Origin of the sequence: Streptomyces pyxinicus (assembly GCF_024753135.1) — a bacterium.
In the GTDB taxonomy this organism is placed as follows: domain Bacteria; phylum Actinomycetota; class Actinomycetes; order Streptomycetales; family Streptomycetaceae; genus Streptomyces; species Streptomyces pyxinicus.
In genome coordinates, this window is record NZ_JANUGP010000019.1 from 22,790 (window position 1) to 42,100 (window position 19,311).

Genomic DNA, 19,311 nt, shown 5'->3' on the forward strand with positions numbered 1-19,311 from the left:
AAGTCCCGTGTTCTCAGAGGAAGTAGAGGCGGTTGAGGGAGACGGAGTCGGCCGGTTCGGAGCGCAGCGGGTCGCCGTCCAGGGTGACCAGACCGGTGCGCTGGTCCACGTCGACCGCGCCGACCCGGGCGTTCAGGCGCAGGTCGGCGGGGCCGATGCCCCGGGTGCCGCGCACCGCGACCCGTCGTCGCCGGGTGGGCATGGTGTCGTTGCCCTGGTCGACGGCGGCCTGCGCGACGAAGGCGACCGAGAGGTCGGCGGCCGTCGCGCCGTACGACCCGAACTGCGGCCCCAGCACGAGGGGTTCGCAGGTGTCGGTGGCCGCGTTGGGGTCGCCGACCACGCCGTACGCCGGGAAGCCGGACTTGAGGACGAGCTGGGGCTTGGCGCCGAAGTACTCCGGGCGCCACAGCACGATGTCGGCGAGCTTGCCGGTCTCGATGGAGCCGACCTCGTGGGAGAGGCCGTGCGCGATGGCCGGGTTGATGGTCAGCTTGGCCATGTAGCGCAGCACGCGGGCGTTGTCGTCGCCCTCGCCGTCGCCCGCCATCGGGCCCAGCTCGGCCTTCATCTTGCCGGCCATCGCGAAGGTGCGGCGGACCGTCTCGCCGGCCCGGCCCATGCCCTGGGCGTCGGAGGAGGTGATGCCGATCGCGCCCAGGTCGTGCAGCACGTCCTCGGCGCCCATGGTGCCGGCGCGGATGCGGTCGCGGGCCATGGCGGCGTCGCCGGGCAGGTCGGGCTTGAGGTCGTGGACGGAGACGATCATGCCGTAGTGCTCGGCGACCGCGTCCCGGCCGAAGGGCAGGGTCGGGTTGGTGGAGGAGCCGATGACGTTCGGGACGCCGGCCATCTTCAGCACGTTGGGGACGTGTCCGCCGCCGCAGCCCTCGATGTGGAAGGCGTGGATGGTGCGGCCCTCCAGCACGCGGAGGGTGTCCTCGACCGACAGGCACTCGTTCAACCCGTCGCTGTGCAGGGCCACTTGGACGTCGTGTTCCTCGGCGACACGCAGCGCGGTGTCCAGGGCGCGGGTGTGGGCGCCCATGTCCTCGTGCACCTTGAAACCGCTCGCGCCGCCCTCGGCCAGCGCCTCCACCAGCGGGGCGGCGTGCGAGGACGAACCCCGGCCCAGGAAGCCGATGTTGACCGGCCAGGCGTCGAACGCGTTGAACGCGTGCCGCAGCGCCCAGGGCGAGTTGACGCCGACGCCCCACACCGGTCCGAACTCCTGCCCGATGATGGTGGTCACGCCGGAGGCGAGCGAGGCCTCCATGATGCGCGGCGACAGCAGGTGGACGTGGGTGTCGACGGCGCCCGCCGTGGCGATCAGGCCCTCGCCGGACACGATGGAGGTGCCGGTGCCGACGACGACGTCCACGCCGTCCAGGGTGTCGGGGTTGCCGGCCCGGCCGATCGCGCAGATCCGGCCCTCCCGGATGCCGAGGGAGACCTTGCGGATGCCCTGCGCCGCGTCGATCACGACGACGTTGCTGATCACGACGTCACAGGTGTCGCGGACAGCGGCGGCCTTCAGGTGCAGTCCGTCCCGGGCGGTCTTGCCGAAGCCGGCCAGGAACTCGTCGCCGTAGCGCTGGGAGTCGGACTCCACGCGGACGGTCAGCCCGGAGTCGCCGAGCCGGATCCGGTCGCCGGCGCGGGGGCCGTGGGTGGCGGCGTAGGCCCCCGGGTCGACGTGGATCGCCCGGCTGACCTCGCGTCCCTTGGAACGGCTCATCGCGTCTCGCCCCCTTCGGTGGTGCTCGCTGCCCCCAGGTATCCGCAGGCGGCGGCCCGGCGCAGGGCCTCCTCGCGGGCGCCCGGCGCGTCCAGCGGGCCGTCGACCAGGCCGGCGAAGCCGATCGCGATCCGTTCGCCGCCGATCGGGACCAGCCCGACCTCCTCGCTCTCGCCCGGCCCGAAGCGGACCGAGGACCCGGCGGGGACGGCGAGCCGCATGCCGTAGGCGGCGGCGCGGTCGAAGTCGAGGCGGGGGTTGGCCTCGAAGAAGTGGAAGTGGGAGGTGACGGAGACCGGCACGGTCGCGGTGTTGGTGATCCGCAGCCGCACGACCGGCTCGGGGTCGGCGTGCGCGGGGCCCGGCAGCAGCGCGCCGGGGGCATCCGAGCCGAGGCCGCCGCCGAGGGGGTCGGAGACGACCGCGAGCCGGGAGCCGTCGTCGAAGACGGCCTCGACCATCACCTCGGTGACGACGTCGGCGACGCCCGGCAGCACGTCCTCGGGACCGAGCACCGAGCGGGCCGCCTCGACGGCCTCCGCGAGCCGCCTGCCGTCCCGGGCGGCCTCGCAGACGGTGTCCGCGATCAGGGCGGTGGCCTCCGGGACGTTCAGCCTGAGGCCGCGCGCCCGGCGGGCCCGGGCCAGCTCGGCGGCTCCGAAGAGCAGCAGCCGGTCACGTTCCGTGGGGGTCAGTCTCACGACGCGGCACCTCCTTGCCATCCATAAGTTAGAGCACCACTCTAAACACAGAATTCATGAAACAGAAGCATTGACCCGGGCGGGGACTTCACGTCACATTGAGCGTCGCTCAAACCCGACGCATCATCCCGTAGGCGGCCGTCGAAGGAGACCAGCCATGCCGATCGAACAGCACGGAGTCGACACCATCCCGGACCCGGAACGCACCAGCGGGCCGCGCGACCTGGTCTCGATCCTGCTCGGCTCCAACCTCTGCCTCGGCGTGATCATCTTCGGCTGGCTGCCGCCGTCCTTCGGGCTCGGCTGGTGGACGTCGGTGAGCGCGATCGCCGCCGGCACGGTGGCCGGCACGCTGTTCACGGCGCCGCTCGCGCTGGTCTCGCTGCGCACCGCGACCAACCTGTCCACCTCCTCCGGCGCCCAGTTCGGCGTGCGGGGCCGACTGGTCGGCTCGGTGGTGGGCCTGCTGCTCGCCCTCGGCTACACGGCGCTGACCGTGTGGATCGGCGGGGACGTGATGCTCGGCGTGCTGGGCCGGCTGTTCGGGCTGCCCGCGGACGGGGTGTCGTACGCCGTGGTCTACGGGCTGCTCGCGGCGGCGACCGTGGCGGGCGCGGTCTACGGCTACCGGGTGCTGCTCGCGATGTCCCGGGTGCTGGCGGTCGGCATGACCGCGCTGCTGCTGCTCGGGATCCTCGCCTACGCCCCGCACTTCACGACCTCGGCGCTGCCGGACGCGGGCGGCTACCTGCTGGGCTCGTTCTGGCCGACCTGGTTCCTCGCGGTGGTGGCGGCGGGCCTGTCGGGGCCGATCGCCTTCATCACCCTGCTCGGCGACTACACCCGCTACATCTCCCCCGCCCGCCACTCCAGCCGCAAGGTCCTGCACGCCACCTGGCTCGGTCTGGTCCTCGGCCTGCTGGTCCCGCAGCTCTTCGGCACCTTCACGGCGTACGCGGCGCACGCCGCCGGCGACTACGCGGGCCCGCTGGTCGCCGCCGCCCCCGCCTGGTACCTGGTGCCGCTGCTGCTGTCGGCCTCCGCGGGCTCGGTCGGCAACGCCGGTCTGATGCTGTACTCCATGGGCCTGGACCTGGACGCGATCCTGCCGCGCGCCTCCCGGGCCCGCGCCACCTACACGGTCGCCGTCGTCGCCACCGCCTGCGTCTTCGTCGGCCACTACGCGTGGGACGCGCAGTCCGCGATGACCTCCTTCGTGCTGCTGCTCACCGCGATCGGCACCCCCTGGGCGGTCGTCACCCTCATCGGTTTCGTCCGCTGTCGCGGGGTGTACGACGCGGACGCCCTCCAGGTCTTCAACCGCCGCTCCCGGGGCGGCGTCTACTGGTACCGGGCCGGCTGGAACGTCCAGGCCACCCTCGCCTGGGCGGCCGGCGCGACCGTCGGCCTGCTCGCGGTCTCCCTGCCGGAGTACGAGGGCCCGCTGCTGCGGCTGACCGGCGGCGTGGACTGCAGCTTCCTGCTGTCGGGGCTGGTCGGCGGGGCGGTGTACCTGCTGTCGGCGCCGCGCCGGGAAGGCGTCAGGGCCACCGCGGCTCTCGAAGAGTCCGCGGCGGCCCTGACCACAACTGTCGAGCGTTAGCCGATCCTGCTAACCGATCCGGTGCATCCAGCCGTGGGTGTCCTCGGTGACGCCGCGCTGGAGGCCGAGCAGGGCCTCGCGCAGCCGGAGGGTGACCGGGCCGGGGTTGCCGTCGCCGTGGGTCCAGGCGTCCGCCTTGGTCTTGACGTGGCCGATCGGCGTGACGACGGCGGCGGTGCCGCAGGCGAACACCTCGGTGAGCGCACCGGACGCCGCGTCCTTACGCCACTGCTCCAGCGTGATCACACCCTCCTCGGCGGTGTAGCCGAGGTCGCGGGCCACCTGGAGGAGGGAGTCACGGGTGATGCCCTCCAGGATCGAGCCGGTCAGCGACGGGGTGACGATCCGGTCGCCGTACACGAAGGCGACGTTCATGCTGCCGCTCTCCTCGACCTTGGTGCGGGTGACCGCGTCGAGGTAGACGACCTGGTCGCAGCCGTGCGCGGCGGCCTCGGCCTGCGGCAGCAGGGAGGCGGCGTAGTTGCCGCCGGTCTTGGCGTCGCCGGTGCCGCCCGGGACGGCGCGGACGTGGTCCTCGGCGACCCAGATGGTGACCGGCTTGACCCCGCCGGCGAAGTAGGCGCCGGACGGCGAGGCGATCAGCATGAACAGGTATTCGTTGGCCGGGTGCACGCCGAGCGCGGCCTCGGTGGCGAACATGAACGGCCGCAGGTACAGCGACTGCTCGCCGCCGTGCGGCGGCACCCAGTCGGCGTCCTGGCCGAGCAGCGCGTCCAGCGCGGCGATGAACAGCTCCTCGGGCAGCTCGGCCATGGCCATGCGGCGGGCGGAGGTGCGGAAGCGGCGGGCGTTGGCCTCGGGGCGGAACACCGCGACCGAGCCGTCCGGCTGCCGGTACGCCTTCAGGCCCTCGAAGATCTCCTGGCCGTAGTGGAGCACCGCGGTGGAGGGGTCGAGGGAGATCGGGCCGTACGGGACGAGCTGCGCGTCGTGCCAGCCGCGGCCCTCGGTCCACCGGATCGTCACCATGTGGTCGGTGAAGTGGCGGCCGAATCCGGGGTTGGCCAGGATCGCCTCGCGCTCCGCCGCGGCCAGGGGGGAGGCGGACGGCTTGAGCTCGATCGTGGGCGTCGTCATGAGTGGTTGTCCTTCACCGGTTGTAGTGACGGGCCGCGCTCACGCCCATACTGCCAGTCGTCAGTGCTAGGACGTCCGAGCTTTCCCTCATACCGCGGCTCCGCGTTCGATTATCGCGCGGGCGGGACGGCGGACGGAATCGGGGTGAAGGCGGCCCAGGGGTCGATGGTGGCACCCGGCGGGGACACAGGGAAGCCGCCGGGCGTGGTGACCCGGCGGCTCGTGGGGGTGGAGCGCCGGGTCAGCCGGCTACTCGGGCGGCGAGCGCGTCGCCGATCCGCGCGGTGTTCCGGGTGCCGAGTCCGGCCCGCTCGGTGAGGTCGGCCGAGACGGCCGCGTCGATGCGGTCGGCCTCGGCGTCGTAGCCGAGGTGGCGCAGCAGCAGGGCGACGGACAGCACGGTGGCGGTCGGGTCGGCCTTGCCCTGTCCGGCGATGTCCGGGGCCGAGCCGTGCACCGGCTCGAACATGGAGGGGAACGCGCGGCCGGGGTTGATGTTGCCGGAGGCGGCGACGCCGATGCCGCCGGAGACGGCCGCGGCGAGGTCGGTGATGATGTCGCCGAAGAGGTTGTCGGTGACGATGACGTCGAACCGGCCGGGGTCGGTGACCAGGTAGATCGTCGCCGCGTCGACGTGGATGTACTCCGTGGTGACCTCGGGGTACTCCTCGGCGACCCGGTGGAAGACGTTCGTCCACAGGTGGCCGGCGAAGGTCAGCACGTTGTTCTTGTGCACCAGGGTGAGCTTCTTGCGCGGGCGGCCCTGGGCGCGGGCGAAGGCGTCGCGGACGACACGCTCGACACCGTAGGCCGTGTTGACGGAGACCTCGGTGGCGACCTCGTGCGGGGTGCCCTGGCGGATGGTGCCGCCGTTGCCCGTGTAGGGGCCCTCGGTGCCCTCGCGGACGACGACGAAGTCGATCTCCGGCTGGCCGGCGAGCGGGGTGGCGACACCCGGGAGCAGCTTCGACGGACGCAGGTTGACGTGGTGGTCGAAGGCGAAGCGGAGCCTGAGCAGGAAGCCGCGCTCCAGCACGCCGGAGGGCACCGACGGGTCGCCGATCGCGCCGAGCAGGATGGCGTCGTGCCGGCGCAGCTCGTCCAGGTCGGCGTCGGTGAGGGTCTCACCGGTGGCGTGGTAGCGCTTGGCGCCGAAGTCGTACTCCCTGGTCTCCAGCTTCACATCCTGCGGCAGGACGGCGGAGAGGACCTTCAGACCCTCGGCCACGACCTCCTGGCCGATGCCGTCACCGGGGATCACTGCGAGATTGATGCTGCGAGACATGTCGGCACCCTACTCCTCGTCCCAGGTGATGACACGCCTTGTCCGCGATGCGGACAAGGCGTGCCGGGTGGGGGGTCTCAGTGACCGGTCTCGCCGCCGTTGTCCCGGCGGTCCAGGGCGCGCTGGAGGGCGGCGGCGGCGTTCTTGCGGTCGGACTCGGTGGCACGGGTCGCGTGGCGGACCCGGCGGCGGACGGTCGTCTCGGCCATGGGAATCGACTCCTTCGGCAACCGCGGCGGACGCGGAGCACGGCATGAGGGGTTACGAGACGCCGGAGGGGCGGGGAGCACCGGCCACAGGGGTTGCCTGCACGGGGCCCGGCTCACGACCGCCATTCGCTGGATCGAGCGAGACGTTCGGCTCCTCCCAAACTAAGCGAGCGAGTCGACTCTGTCTGCATCATTACTCGGACTTCCTACTATCTGAGACGGCCGAGCCGGTCACACCGCCCTGAGCTGGGTGTTCACACACTCGGGCCGGCCGTCAGGTCACGTCGCCATCCCGCCAGTCCAGGACCAGCGCGGGTCCCGGGTCGTGCGGTACGCCCCGTACGAAGAGGTCGTCCTCCTCGTCGGGCAGCCGTACGACGCCCCGCTCGGGCGACAGGACGTGCACCTCGCCGTCCCACCGCCGCCAGCCCCGGGCGGTGTAGAGGAGGGCGCCCTCGTCGCTGGCGGACAGGGCGCCCAGTTCGTAGCCGCGGTCGATGATCCGCTCCAGCTCGGCCATGACCCGCCCGCCGAGCCCAGTGCGGCGGACATCGGCGCGTACGGCGACGGCCTCGACGTACCCGGTGCGCAGCCAGCGGCCCGCGCAGCGCACCCGGCGCATGACGACGGAGCCGTGCGCGGCGAGGCCGCGGGCGTCGGAGACGAGGGCGTGCGTTCCGCCGAGTCCGTGGTTCCAGTCCTCGTCGGAGAAGTCGCCGTCGAAGGCGTCGTCCAGCAGGGCGCGGGCGGCGCGGAGTTCGGCGGGGCCGAGGTCGGCGGTGTGGGCCAGTCGGAGGGAAGGGGTCATGAAGCGAGTATCCCCGCACCGGTCGCGGCCGGTGCGGGGATACGGGGCACGGGGGCCGGAGGTCAGCCCATGTGCGGGTAGCCGTAGTCGGTCGGCGCGACCAGGGTCTCCTTGATGGCGCGGGTCAGCGTCCAGCGCAGGAGGTTCTGCGGGGCGCCGGCCTTGTCGTTGGTGCCGGAGGACCGGCCGCCGCCGAAGGGCTGCTGGCCGACGACGGCGCCGGTCGACTTGTCGTTGATGTAGAAGTTGCCGGCCGCGAAGCGCAGCTTCTCCATCGTGTACGCGGCGGCGGCACGGTCGCTGGAGATCACCGAGCCGGTGAGGGCGTAGTCGGAGACCGACTCCATCTGCTCCAGCATCGCGTCGTACTGGTCGTCCTCGTAGACGTACACGCCGAGGACCGGACCGAAGTACTCGGTGCGGAAGATCTCGTTCTCCGGGTCGGTGGAGACGATGACGGTCGGGCGGACGAAGTAGCCGACCGAGTCGTCGTAGGAGCCGCCCGCGACGATCGTGCAGGTCGGGTCCTCCTTGGCGCGGTCGATGGCGGCCTTGTTCTTGGCGAAGGACCGCTCGTCGATCACGGCGCCGATGAAGTTCGACAGGTCGGTGACGTCACCCATGGTCAGGTAGTCGACCTCGGCCGCGAACTCCTCCTTGAACCCGGAGTTCCAGATGGAGGCCGGGATGTAGGCGCGGGAGGTGGCCGAGCACTTCTGGCCCTGGTACTCGAAGGCACCGCGGGTCAGGGCGGTCTTCAGCACCGCGCGGTCGGCGCTCGGGTGGGCGACCAGGAAGTCCTTGCCGCCGGTCTCGCCGACCAGCCGCGGGTAGGCGCGGTAGTTCTCGATGTTGTTGCCGACCGTCTTCCACAGGTACTGGAAGGTCTTGGTCGAGCCGGTGAAGTGGATGCCGGCCAGGTCGCGGTGGGCCAGGGCGACCTCGGAGACCTCGATGCCGTCGCCGGTGACGAGGTTGATGACGCCCTTGGGCAGCCCGGCCTCCTCCAGCAGCCGCATGAGCAGCACGGCGGCGTGGGTCTGGGTCGGGGACGGCTTCCAGATCACCACGTTGCCCATGAGGGCCGGCGCGGTGGGCAGGTTGGCGGCGATCGCCGAGAAGTTGAACGGCGTGATCGCGTAGACGAAGCCCTCCAGCGGGCGGTGGTCCAGCCGGTTCCACACGCCCGGGGAGTTCGCCGGGGGCTGCTCGGCGAGGATCTGGCGGGCGTAGTGCACGTTGAAGCGCCAGAAGTCGACCAGCTCGCACGGGCTGTCGATCTCCGCCTGCTGGGCGGTCTTCGACTGGCCGAGCATGGTGGAGGCGGCGATGGTCTCGCGCCAGGGGCCTGCCAGCAGCTCGGCGGCGCGCAGGATGATCGCGGCACGGTCGTCGAAGGCCATCGCGCGCCAGGCCGGCGCGGCGGCGAGGGCCGCGTCGATGGCGTCCTGGGCGTCCTGGCGGGTGGCGTTGCGCAGGGTGCCGAGGACGGACTTGTGGTGGTGCGGCTGCACGACCTGGAACGGCTCGCCGCCGCCCATGCGCTGCTCGCCGCCGATGGTCATCGGCAGGTCGATCGGGTTGTCGGCCAGCTCCTTGAGCTTGGCCTCCAGGCGGGCGCGCTCGGGCGAGCCGGGGGCGTAGCCGTGCACCGGCTCGTTGACCGGGGTGGGGACCTGGGTCACAGCGTCCATGAGATCCGTAACTCCTTGTACGTGAGCGGGTGTGCGGGCTCAGCCCTTGCTGATCATGCTGCGCAGGAAGAAGCGCAGGTTCGCCGGCTTCTCCGCCAGACGGCGCATGAAGTAGCCGTACCAGTCGGTGCCGTAGGCGGTGTAGACGCGCATGCGGTGGCCCTCGGCGGCCAGCCGCAGGTGCTCGTCGCCGCGGATGCCGTACAGCATCTGGAACTCGTACTCGTCGAGCTTACGGCCGGCCTGGTGGGCCAGCTCCTGCGCGATGGCGATCAGGCGCGGGTCGTGGGACCCGATCATCGGGTAGCCCTCGCCCTCCATCAGGATGCGCAGGATCCGGACGTATGCCTTGTCGATCTCGTGCTTCTGCTGGTAGGCGACCTCGGCGGGCTCCTTGTAGGCGCCCTTGACCAGGCGGACGCGGCTGCCGGCCGCGGCGAGACGGCGGGCGTCGGCCTCGGTGCGGAAGAGGTAGGCCTGGATGACGCAGCCTGTCTGCGGGAAGTCCTTCCGCAGCTCCTCGTGGATGGCGAACATCGAGTCGAGGGTGGTGTGGTCCTCGGCGTCCAGCGTCACGGTCGTACCGATCGCGGCGGCGGCCTCCACGACCGGGCGGACGTTGGCGAGGGCCAGCTCGTGGCCGCCCTCCAGCGCCTGGCCGAACATGGAGAGCTTGACCGACATCTCCACCTTCTCGCCCAGCTCAAGGCCCTTGAGGCGGCCGATCAGCTCCAGGTAGGCGTCCCGGGCGGCGGTGGCCTGCTCCGGGGTGGTGATGTCCTCGCCGACGACGTCCATCGTCAGCTCCAGGCCCTTCGCCGTCATCTCCTCGACGATCGGCACGATGTCGGCCACGGCCTCACCGGGGATGAAGCGGTCGACGACCTGCTTGGTGACCGGGGCCGCCGAGATCAGGCGTCGCATCCGGTCGCTGCGCGACGCGGCGAGAATCACGGGACCCAGCACGGGGCACCTCCAGGGACAAGCACCGATACGTCCGCTACCCGACGATTCGGGTACGGCACGGAGAACCACCGTGAAACCTAGGGATCATGTCGATCCTGAGCCATCGACAGCTGTCACGCATCCGTGTACCGGATCTCAGACAGATGTATGAAGGTGGCCGGAAAATGGGGGAGAATGCCCGGGTGGCGGCGGAATTCAAGGCTTTCAAGGCCGATTACCAGGAGCTGGTGGACGAGATCTCGGAGCTGCTGGGCGTCCCGGCGACGCTGGAGAACCGCGACTTCGAGCTGATCGCCTTCGGCGCGTACGACAGTGACGACGAGCTAGACCCGTCGGCGCTGGACCCGGTGCGCACCCGGTCGATCCTGACCCGGCGCTCCACCACGGCCGTGCGGTCCTGGTTCGAGGGCTTCGGCATCACCCGGGCGACCGGCCCGGTGCGGATTCCCGCGAGCCCGGAGGCGGGCGTCTACCGGGGCCGGATCTGCCTCCCGGTACGCCACCGGGGTGTCGTCCTCGGCTACGTCTGGCTGCTGGAGGCCGATCCGGGACCGACGGACGCGCAGCTGACCGCCGCGCTGGCGGTGGCCGGCCGGATCGGCGCGCTGCTCGCCGACGAGGCGGAGGCCGGGGCCGGGCTGAGCCGGGAGCTGCGGGCGGTGCTGACCGCCGAGCGCGGCTGGCAGCGGGACATGGCGGTGGCCGAGCTGCGCACCGCCCTCGGCCCCCGGGCGGACGGCCCGTACACCGTCGTCTGCGTCGCCCCCTGGCCCTCGGCGGACCCCGACGACGCTCCGTCCGCCCGCACGGTCCCCCACGCCACGGCCCTCTGCACCATCCCCTGGGGCACCACGTCCCGGAGCCTCGCCCTCCTGGTCCGCCTCCGCTCGACGGACACTCCGGCCCCGGCCCTGACGGCGGCGACCCGGCTGCTCAGGGAGGCGGAGGGGGGCCGAGGCGCCGGGGCACTCGCCCCGGGCACGGGAGCGCGGGAGGCCGACACCGGGCTCCGAGGTCCGGGCCGGCCCGGAGCCGGGGCTCAGGGTACGGGGGCGCGCGGGACTGGAGCCGACGCACAGGCCACGACAGCGGGCAGGACCGGGACCGGACCCCGAGGCGCGAACACGCGCACCGGGAGCGAGGGGCAGGGGCCGTCGGCGGCACGTGGAGTTGACGGAGCGCAAGGAGCGACGGCGGACCGAGCCGATGCCGGAGCCCAAGGGGCAGGCTGGCCCGGCACCGGGGCTCAGGGCACGGGCAGGCGCGGGGCCGACGCCGGAGGGCAAGGCTCGTCAGCGGCGCGTGGAGTTGACGAAGCGCAAGGAGCGACGGCGGACCGAGCCGATGGCGGAGCCCGGCGGGCAGGGGGACGCGGGGCCGGTACCGGAGGGCAAGGCCCGTCCGCACGCGGGGCCGGCGGGGCGCAAGGAGGAGCCGGCGTCGGGGCGCGGGGGGTGGCTGCGCGGGGGGCCGGCGCCTTCGGTGGCGGCGGCAGGCCGGCCGCCGGGGTCGGGGAGCCGCGGGCCGGGCTCGCCGAGCTGGTCGACGCCTGGCAGGAGGCGCAGGCCGCCGCCCGGGCCGCGCTGGCCGAGCCGCGGCTGGGCCCGGTCGCCCAGTGGCGCGGCATCGGCCCGTACCGGCTGCTGACCGCGCTCCCCCCGGAGTCCGCGCAGGACCCGGTGGCCGGTGCCCTGCTCTCCCCCGCCCACCGCGAGCTGGCCCGCACCGCCGAGGTCTATCTGGACTGCGCCGGCCAGGCCGGCCGCACCGCGGCGGAGCTGGGCGTCCACCGCCAGACCCTGTACTACCGCCTGTCCCGGGTGGAGCAGCTCACCGGCCTGGACCTGGACGACGGGGAGGACCGGCTGCTGCTGCACATGGCGCTGAAGCGGGCGCGGCTGTGAGCGACTCGCGCCCCCCGGATTCCGCCCCCTGGGGCAGTGCGAACTCACCGGCCGGTCGCATGGCTTTGCATCAACGAGCTGGATACGGCGGGGAATTGGGAGTGCGATTGCGTTATCGAAAATTCTTTGCAAAGCCACTTACTTAGAAATCCTTTACCTTTCTACGGCTTCTTACCAACCGTGAACCGGAAGGCAAACCTCCTCATTTCACCGGAAGCCGGCTCGGTCGACCGGCCGACCGGAGCCTCGCCCAGCCTGCTGGTCGGCATTCGGTAAGACGCACGTGTGTACCTTTCCTTCGGCCTCCGTGTGGAGGTTTTCTGAAGGAGCGATGATGTTTTTGCGGTTGGGGGGGCCTCCGGGTCCGTTTCGTATGTCTGCGGCGCCGGCGGCGCGCAGACGGCTGCGCCGGATAGCGGGCGTGGTGTCACTGGTGCTGGCGGTCGAGATGGCTGCCGTGATCGAGTCCACCGGCCAGGCGATGGCGGTCTCCGCCGACTCGTCGCCGGTGAACGACACGCCCGCGGTGAAGGCGTCGGGGCCGGCGCAGGCGAAGGACGAGGCGTCGGCACGGCTGATGGCCCGCCTGCAGGACCGGAAGATCGAGGTGCTGTCCGACCGGGACGCCGATTCCTCGACGTGGGTGCTGCCTGACGGGTCGTTGCAAACCACGACGTACCAGGGCCCGATCCGAGTGAAGCAGGCCGACGGAGCCTGGGAGGACGTCGACACCTCGCTGACGGACACCGGGCCGAGTCTGACCCCGCAGGTGGCGGCCGCGGACGTGGCGGTGTCCGACGGCGGGGACCAGAACCTCGCGTCGGTGACCCGGGGCAAGACGTCGTTCGGGCTGAGCTGGCCCTCGACGCTGCCCACGCCGGAGGTGAAGGACAACACCGCCTCCTACTCGCTGGGCGGGGGGCAGACCCTGAAGGTGTCCGCGCTGACTCAGGGCTTCGCCGAGGACATCACCCTGGACAAGGCGCCCGATGACACGGTCGCGTACCGGATACCCCTGGACCTGAACGGCCTGAAGCTGTCCCAGGCCGACTCGGGCCACCTGCTGCTGAAGGACACCACCGGCAAGCTGGTCGCCGAGGCACCCGCGCCCATGATGTGGGACGCCGCCAAGGACCCGGCGTCGGGTGAGTCCGCACACCAGGACCGGGTCAGCACCAAGATCGAGACGGACGACAGCGGCAAGCAGTCCCTGGTTCTCACGCCGGACAAGGACTTCCTGGCGAAGGCCACCTACCCGGTGACGGTCGACCCGACCTCCACGTTGGCGGTGACCACCGACACCTGGGTGCAGAACCCGGACTACACCGACTCCCAGGTCTCCTCCGCGGAGCTGAAGTCGGGTACGTACGACAGCGGCAGCGACGTCGCCCGCTCGTACCTGATGTTCGATGCCTCGAAGTTCAAGGGCAAGCACATCACCGACACCAATCTGGCCCTTTACTCGTACTACTCTTCGACGTGCTCCACGTCCGGCGCGGGTACGCAGGTCCGCAGGATCACTTCGTCGTGGTCGTCCTCGTCGGTGACCTGGGCCTCCCAGCCGACGACCACCACGACCGGCGCGGTGACCAACAAAGCCGCCCTCGGCTACAACTCCTCCTGCCCGGCCGGCACGATGAACTTCGACATCGACTCGCTGGTGCAGGCATGGGCGGACGGGAGTGCCAACTACGGCCTTCAGGTACGCGCCGCGGACGAGAAGGACCCGTTGACCTGGCGGCGGTTCCGCTCGGCGAACTACGTCAGCGGCGACAACACCGTCGAGCCGCATCTGACGGTGACCTACAACTCCTATCCCTCGGTGCCGAGTTCGCTGTCGATCTCGCCGTCGCAGGTGAACGCCTACAACGGCAGGCGTGACGTCACCTCGCTGACCCCGACGCTGTCGGCGGCGGTCACCGACCCCGACGGCTCCAGCACCAAGGCACAGTTCGAGATCACGCCCGACCCGTCCTACGCCGACACGATGTACACCTACACCGGCACTTCCTCCGCGGTGGCGTCCGGCTCGACGGCGAAGATCACCATCCCCTCCGCGAGCGCCTTCCCGGCCGGCGCACACCTGCGCTACCGGGTGCGGGCGAACGACGGTACCGACTACGGCGCCTGGTCCGGCTACACCGCCTTCGCGCTGAACACCGGCCTGCCCGGTGCCCCGACCGTCACCTGCGACAAGTACGAGCAGAACGGCTGGACCGCGAAGGCCGACGCGGCCGTCTCCTGCACCCTCGACACCTCCGCCACCGACGGCGCGGGCTACTACTGGGGCCTGGACAACTCCGCCCTGCCGAACAAGAAGCTCGACACCACTGACGGCACCGGCGGTGACCCGGCGACGATCAGCGTCTCCCCGGCGAACGGCTGGCACACCCTCTACGCGCGCACGGTCGACTCCGGCGGCAATCTCTCCGCGTCCACCACGGCCTACAGCTTCGGCGTGGGCACCGACGGCGCGGCGATCCTCTCCCCCAAGGACGGCGACACCACTGCCCGCCGTCTGACCCTTGCCGCCAAGGGCCTGACCAGCTATACCGGAGTCACCTGGCAGTACCGGCGCGGCGAGACCGACGACTGGCACACCGTCCCGGCCGGTGACGTCACCGCCTCCGGCAAGGCCGTCTCCGCCTGGCCGGTCCCCGTCACCGACGGCACCGCCACCGGCCTGGTGTGGAACACCGTCGCCTCGCTGGACGAAGACGGTGTGATCCAGCTCCGGGCAGCGTTCGCGGACGGCTCGACCGTCGGCCACTCCCAGACCGTCGAGGTCACCCTCGACCGCGACGCCGGCACCGCCCCGACCACCGCGGTCGGACCCGGCGAGCTGAACGAACTCACCGGCAACTACACCTTGTCGGCTCCCGACGCCTCCGCCTTCGAGGCGAGCGTGACACGTTCCTACTCCTCGCGCGCGAACGACACCGCCACCGAGGGCCAGGCGCAGATCTTCGGACCCGGCTGGGTCTCGTCGGTCACCGGACAGGCGGGCGACTACACGCAGCTGCGCAAGACGTCCGGCACCTCCGTGGAACTGCTCAGGGCGGCCGGCGGCTCGGTCGCCTTCACCGCGACGAGCGGTGGCGGCTGGGCGCCTCAGATCGGCTCCGGGAACCTGGTCCTGAAGGGTTCGATGTCCGGTTCGACGTTCACGCTCACCGACACGGACGCCAACACCACGGTGTTCGCCAAGGCGGCGGACACGGCATCGACTTGGACGCTGCTGTCGTCCTCCACCGCAGCGGACGACACCAAGGTGACCACGGTCTCGGAGACCGTGTCCCAGGGCGGTACGACGCTGGCCCGTCCCAAGTACGTGATCTCGCCGAGCGACGCGGTCACGGCGGCCACCTGCCAAACACACCCTGCAACCAAGGGCTGCCGGGCACTGGAGTTCGTCTACGCGGACAGCACCACCGCCACCGACTCCACGCCCGGGGACCACGCCGGCCAGGTCCGGGCGATCAAGCTGTGGGCCACCGACCCCGGTGCCGATGCCGCCACCGCCGAAACGGTCGCCTCCTACGCCTACGACGCCTCCGGGCACCTGCGCCAGGTGTGGGACCCACGGATCAGCCCCGCGCTGAAGACCACCTACACCTACGGCGCGGACGGCCGGGTGGCCACCCTCACCAAGCCGGGTGAGCTGCCGTGGACCTTCACCTACGGCAAGGCGGGCTCCGCGCTGACCGCGGGCTCGGGCATGCTGCTCAGCGCCTCCCGGCCGCGGGCGGCGGACGGCACGACCGACACCACGTCCGGGACGGCGGCCACCACGGTGGTCTACGACGTGCCGCTCTCCGGCGGTAGCGCCCCGTACCGAATGGACGCGGACACGGTCGCCCGCTGGGCCCAGGACGAGGTGCCGACCGACGCCACCGCCGTGTTCCCGGCGGACGCCGTGCCGTCGTCCAGCACCGGCGGCGACCTGGCGTCGGATGCCTACACCCGCGCCACCCTCACCTACATCGACGCGGACGGGCAGGAGACCAACACCGCCAAGCCCGGCGGCGCGATCACCACGACCGGTCACGACACGTACGGCAACACGGTCTTCGAACTGAGTGCGGCCAACCGCGAACTCGCGCTCGACACCTCCGGCGACGCGTCCGGCGAGCGTGCCGGACTCGGTCTGGACGACCTGTCCACCGCGGAGCGTGCCCGGCAGTTGGCCACCGTCTCGAAGTACTCGGCGGACGGACAGCACCTCACCGACGAGTACGGCCCGCTCCACGAGGTCACCCTCATGCAGCCGGCCGGTTCCTCCGGCGACACCCGCCTCGCCGCGGGCACGGTCGTCCCCGCCCGCGCCCACACGGCGTACACCTACGATGAGAACCGCCCCGGTGACGCCGTGGTCTCCGGTCTGGCCACCTCCACGACGACCGGTGCGTCCATCGAGGGCTACGCCGCCGACGCGGATAGCCGGACCGTCACCACGACCTACGACTGGTCCACGGGCGAGGAGAAGGCGACCACCGGTGACGACAGCACCCATGTGGTAACGGCTTATGACAGCGCAGGCCGGGTGGCCTCGACCCGCACCCCCGGCTCCTCCGGTTCCGACGCCGGCACGTTGGAGCATACCTACTACAGCCCGGACGCCACCGGTGCCTGCGCCTCGGTGATCTGGGCGGGGCTGCTGTGCCGGACCGCTCCTGCGGCCTCAATCACCGGGGGCGGGGACAACCCCGCCCAGGCGGTCACCACCGTCTACACCTACGACCGCTGGGGCCGGGTCGCCACCAAGGCGGAGACCGCGAACAACGTGACCCGGACGACCACCACCACAGTCGACTCCGCGGGTCGCGTGACGAAGACCGAGGTCACCGGGGGGACGGGTACCGCCATCCCCGCGACCACCCTCACTTACGACAAGGGCAACGGGCAGGTGGCGACCCGCGGCTCGGGGGGCCAGACCATCGCTTACCGCTACGACACCCTGGGCCGGGTGTCCGCCTACGGGGACGGAGCAGGCAACACCACCACCACGTCCTACGACATCCTGGACCGGCCGGTGAAGACCACTGACTCGGCCCCGTCCACCGTCACCTACGCCTATGACACGGCGGGCGACGTCAAGACCCTGACCGACTCGGTCGCGGGTACGTTCACCGGCACCTACGACGCCGACGGGACCCTCACCACCGAGGCCCTGCCCGGAGGCTACGGCCTGAACGTCACCACCGACCCGGCCGGCCAGGAGACCGGCCGCGAGTACACCGCGTCGAACGGCGCCGTCGTTGTTTCCGACACCGCCGGGTACGCCGTGACCGGGCGGGTAGCCGGGCACACCCAGACCGACGGCTCGACGACGCGGTCCGACTACACCTACGACAACGCCGGCCGCCTCAGCCAGGCCGCCGACACCACTGCCGCCGGCTGCACCACCCGCGCCTACGCCTTCGACGTGAACAGCAACCGCACCTCTCTGAAGGCCGGCAGGGACGACTGCGACAGCGGCACCGACGACACCACCACGACCGTCACGTCGTACACCTACGACAGCGCGGACCGGCTGGTGAGCCCGGGTTACACGTACGACGCGTTCGGACGCACCACCGCCGGCGGCGGCATGAACCTGTCCTACTACACCAACGACCTGGTCCACACCGAGACGGCCGGCTCCGACCGTACGGTCCGGGAACTCGACGCGGCGGGCCGGCTCGCCGTCGAGAAGTCCCAGACCCAGGCCGCGGACAGCAGCTGGAGCACGAAGAGCACGACCGTCGCGCACTACGGCGACCCGTCCGACAGCCCCACATGGAGCGCGACGGGCGCCAGTGTCAGCCGCGACGTCAAGGATCTCACCGGCTCCCTGGGCGTCATCACCTCCGCCACCGGTGACATCGTCCTCCAGCTCACGAACCTGCACGGCGACATCACCGTGCGGCAGCCGCTCGACGCCGGTGCCGCGAGCAGCGTGGTGCACTACGACGAGTACGGCAACGTTCTGGACGGCACCACCGCCGCGACGTACAGCTGGCTCGGCGGAAGCCGGCGGGCCGAGTCCGCGCTGTCCGGTTACACGGTCATGGGAGCGCGGCTCTACGACCCCGCCACTGGCCGGTTCCTCCAGACCGACCCGATCGCGGAGGGCTCGCCGAATCACTACGGCTACCCCTCGGACCCGGTCAACCTGGTGGACATCGACGGCCAGATGTGGAGCTGGCTCAAGGATGTACTCAAGGCGGGCCTGAGCGGTGCCCTGAAGGTCTTCGTGTACTGGGCGATCGGCGAGTGGGCCCCGTACCTGCTGCCCTACCGTACCGAGATCTCGGACTGCGTCGCCGGGGCGTGCGTCGCCTTCCTCTTCAAGTCGGGCAATCTCAAGACGAAGATCCGGAGCGCGGTCGTAGGCTGTCTCACCGGATTCGGACTAACCAAGGCGAAGCAGGAGAAGTTCTACGCGAGAATCTGGAACATCTTCAAGAAGTGGAAGGCGAAGACGTGAATGCCAGCTGGAAGAAATACGCGGCTGACGCCCTGATCTTCGCCCTCGCCGTCCTCGCCTCGGATGTCTTGACGCATGCCGTCATGCAGGACGGTGCCGCGCGGGACGTGTGCTTCCTGGTGTTCATACCGATCATCGGTTTCGCCCTGCACAAGGCGAGAGAAACGGTGGTGAGGCGCCGGGCGAACTGAACGGACCGAGACCCTCGACGGCCCCGTCGAAGCCAGGTGACGCACACTCCGGCCTCGGCGGGGTCAGCCCTGTGCGACCCCTTCGATCACCTGCCGCATTCCCTCCGTCAGGGCCTCGCCGTCCGGTGCGGTCTTCGGGTCGAAGGTCCACTGCGAGATGAGGCCGGTCATCAGGGTCACGTAGAACCGGCCCAGGGTGTCGGCGGTCTCGTCCGACACCCCCTCCTCCGGGACGCCCATCAGCAGGGAGACCATTCCCCGGCCGGCCTCGCGCTGCGCGCGGGACAACCGGTCGCGTACTTCGGGCAGTTGGTCGCCCATCGCGATGATCTCCACGCTGAGCCGCCAGAGGGAACCCGGCTCGCGCATGCTGTCGACGACGTTCGACCACACCTCCCGGAAGCGCTCCAGCGAACCGGGAGCTCCGGTGATTCCCGGGCCGTCCTCGAAGGACATCCCCTCCACCAGCGCGATGTAGGCCTGCGCCAGCAGCGCGTCCTTCGAGCCGTAGTGGTAGCCGATCGAGGCCAGGTTGGTCCCGGACGCCTTCACCAGGTCCCGCGCGGTCGTGCGCGCGAAGCCCTTCTCCAGCAGGCAGCGCTTGGCGCCCTCCAGCAGATCCTCACGGTGTCCCATGGCCGCAGC

The 19,311-nt window shown here is 71.1% G+C and carries 13 protein-coding genes; 4 read left to right on the forward strand and 9 right to left on the reverse strand.

The genetic code is table 11. The features are described from left to right. Nucleotides 1–13 precede the first annotated feature (13 nt). Nucleotides 14–1,738, reverse strand: coding sequence for an urease subunit alpha (locus NX794_RS23125; protein ID WP_258780671.1), 1,725 nt, complete (start codon nucleotides 1,736–1,738; stop codon nucleotides 14–16). After that, a complete protein-coding gene (gene ureA / locus NX794_RS23130; RefSeq protein WP_258780672.1) occupies nucleotides 1,735–2,439 on the reverse strand; it encodes an urease subunit gamma in 705 nt (234 codons plus the stop codon). The genes NX794_RS23125 and ureA overlap by 4 nt, the downstream gene beginning before the upstream one ends. A gap of 157 nt (nucleotides 2,440–2,596) precedes the next feature. Here ureA and NX794_RS23135 point away from each other — a divergent pair, with 157 nt between their 5' ends. Next, nucleotides 2,597–4,042 carry a cytosine permease gene (locus NX794_RS23135; RefSeq protein ID WP_258780673.1) on the forward strand — a complete coding sequence of 482 codons (1,446 nt, stop codon included), beginning with the start codon at nucleotides 2,597–2,599 and terminating at the stop codon, nucleotides 4,040–4,042. A gap of 9 nt (nucleotides 4,043–4,051) precedes the next feature. Here NX794_RS23135 and NX794_RS23140 read toward each other — a convergent pair whose 3' ends face one another. The 6 genes from NX794_RS23140 to NX794_RS23165 form a co-directional block, all read right to left on the reverse strand. Continuing rightward, nucleotides 4,052–5,140 (reverse strand): branched-chain amino acid aminotransferase, encoded by a 1,089-nt coding sequence (locus NX794_RS23140; RefSeq protein WP_258780674.1) that lies wholly within the window; start codon nucleotides 5,138–5,140, stop codon nucleotides 4,052–4,054. Between the two features lie 241 nt (nucleotides 5,141–5,381). Further along, on the reverse strand, nucleotides 5,382–6,425 hold the full coding sequence (locus NX794_RS23145) for a 3-isopropylmalate dehydrogenase (RefSeq protein WP_258780676.1): 1,044 nt from the start codon (nucleotides 6,423–6,425) through the stop codon (nucleotides 5,382–5,384). Nucleotides 6,426–6,502: 77 nt separating this feature from the next. Beyond that, nucleotides 6,503–6,634 carry a hypothetical protein gene (locus NX794_RS23150; protein ID WP_258780677.1) on the reverse strand — a complete coding sequence of 44 codons (132 nt, stop codon included), beginning with the start codon at nucleotides 6,632–6,634 and terminating at the stop codon, nucleotides 6,503–6,505. A 274-nt stretch (nucleotides 6,635–6,908) separates the two neighbouring features. After that, nucleotides 6,909–7,442, reverse strand: a complete 534-nt coding sequence (locus tag NX794_RS23155) for a GNAT family N-acetyltransferase (RefSeq protein ID WP_258780679.1) — start codon at nucleotides 7,440–7,442, stop codon at nucleotides 6,909–6,911. Nucleotides 7,443–7,504: 62 nt separating this feature from the next. Beyond that, nucleotides 7,505–9,136, reverse strand: a complete 1,632-nt coding sequence (pruA, locus tag NX794_RS23160; protein WP_258780680.1) for an L-glutamate gamma-semialdehyde dehydrogenase — start codon at nucleotides 9,134–9,136, stop codon at nucleotides 7,505–7,507. 39 nt (nucleotides 9,137–9,175) lie between these two features. Further along, nucleotides 9,176–10,102, reverse strand: a complete 927-nt coding sequence (locus NX794_RS23165; protein WP_258780681.1) for a proline dehydrogenase family protein — start codon at nucleotides 10,100–10,102, stop codon at nucleotides 9,176–9,178. Between the two features lie 164 nt (nucleotides 10,103–10,266). Here NX794_RS23165 and NX794_RS23170 point away from each other — a divergent pair, with 164 nt between their 5' ends. The 3 genes from NX794_RS23170 to NX794_RS23180 all read left to right on the forward strand — a co-directional run bounded on the left by NX794_RS23170 (nucleotide 10,267) and on the right by NX794_RS23180 (nucleotide 18,666). Then, nucleotides 10,267–12,006 carry a helix-turn-helix domain-containing protein gene (locus tag NX794_RS23170; protein ID WP_258780683.1) on the forward strand — a complete coding sequence of 580 codons (1,740 nt, stop codon included), beginning with the start codon at nucleotides 10,267–10,269 and terminating at the stop codon, nucleotides 12,004–12,006. A 373-nt stretch (nucleotides 12,007–12,379) separates the two neighbouring features. Beyond that, nucleotides 12,380–18,475 (forward strand): DNRLRE domain-containing protein, encoded by a 6,096-nt coding sequence (locus tag NX794_RS23175; RefSeq protein ID WP_258780685.1) that lies wholly within the window; start codon nucleotides 12,380–12,382, stop codon nucleotides 18,473–18,475. Continuing rightward, complete coding sequence (locus tag NX794_RS23180) at nucleotides 18,457–18,666, forward strand: hypothetical protein (RefSeq protein ID WP_258780686.1); 210 nt, start codon at nucleotides 18,457–18,459, stop codon at nucleotides 18,664–18,666. The genes NX794_RS23175 and NX794_RS23180 overlap by 19 nt, the downstream gene beginning before the upstream one ends. Nucleotides 18,667–18,729: 63 nt before the next feature. On the opposite strand, the gene NX794_RS23185 is transcribed toward NX794_RS23180, so the two are convergent. Further along, nucleotides 18,730–19,302, reverse strand: a complete 573-nt coding sequence (locus NX794_RS23185) for a TetR/AcrR family transcriptional regulator (protein ID WP_258780687.1) — start codon at nucleotides 19,300–19,302, stop codon at nucleotides 18,730–18,732. Nucleotides 19,303–19,311 lie beyond the last annotated feature (9 nt).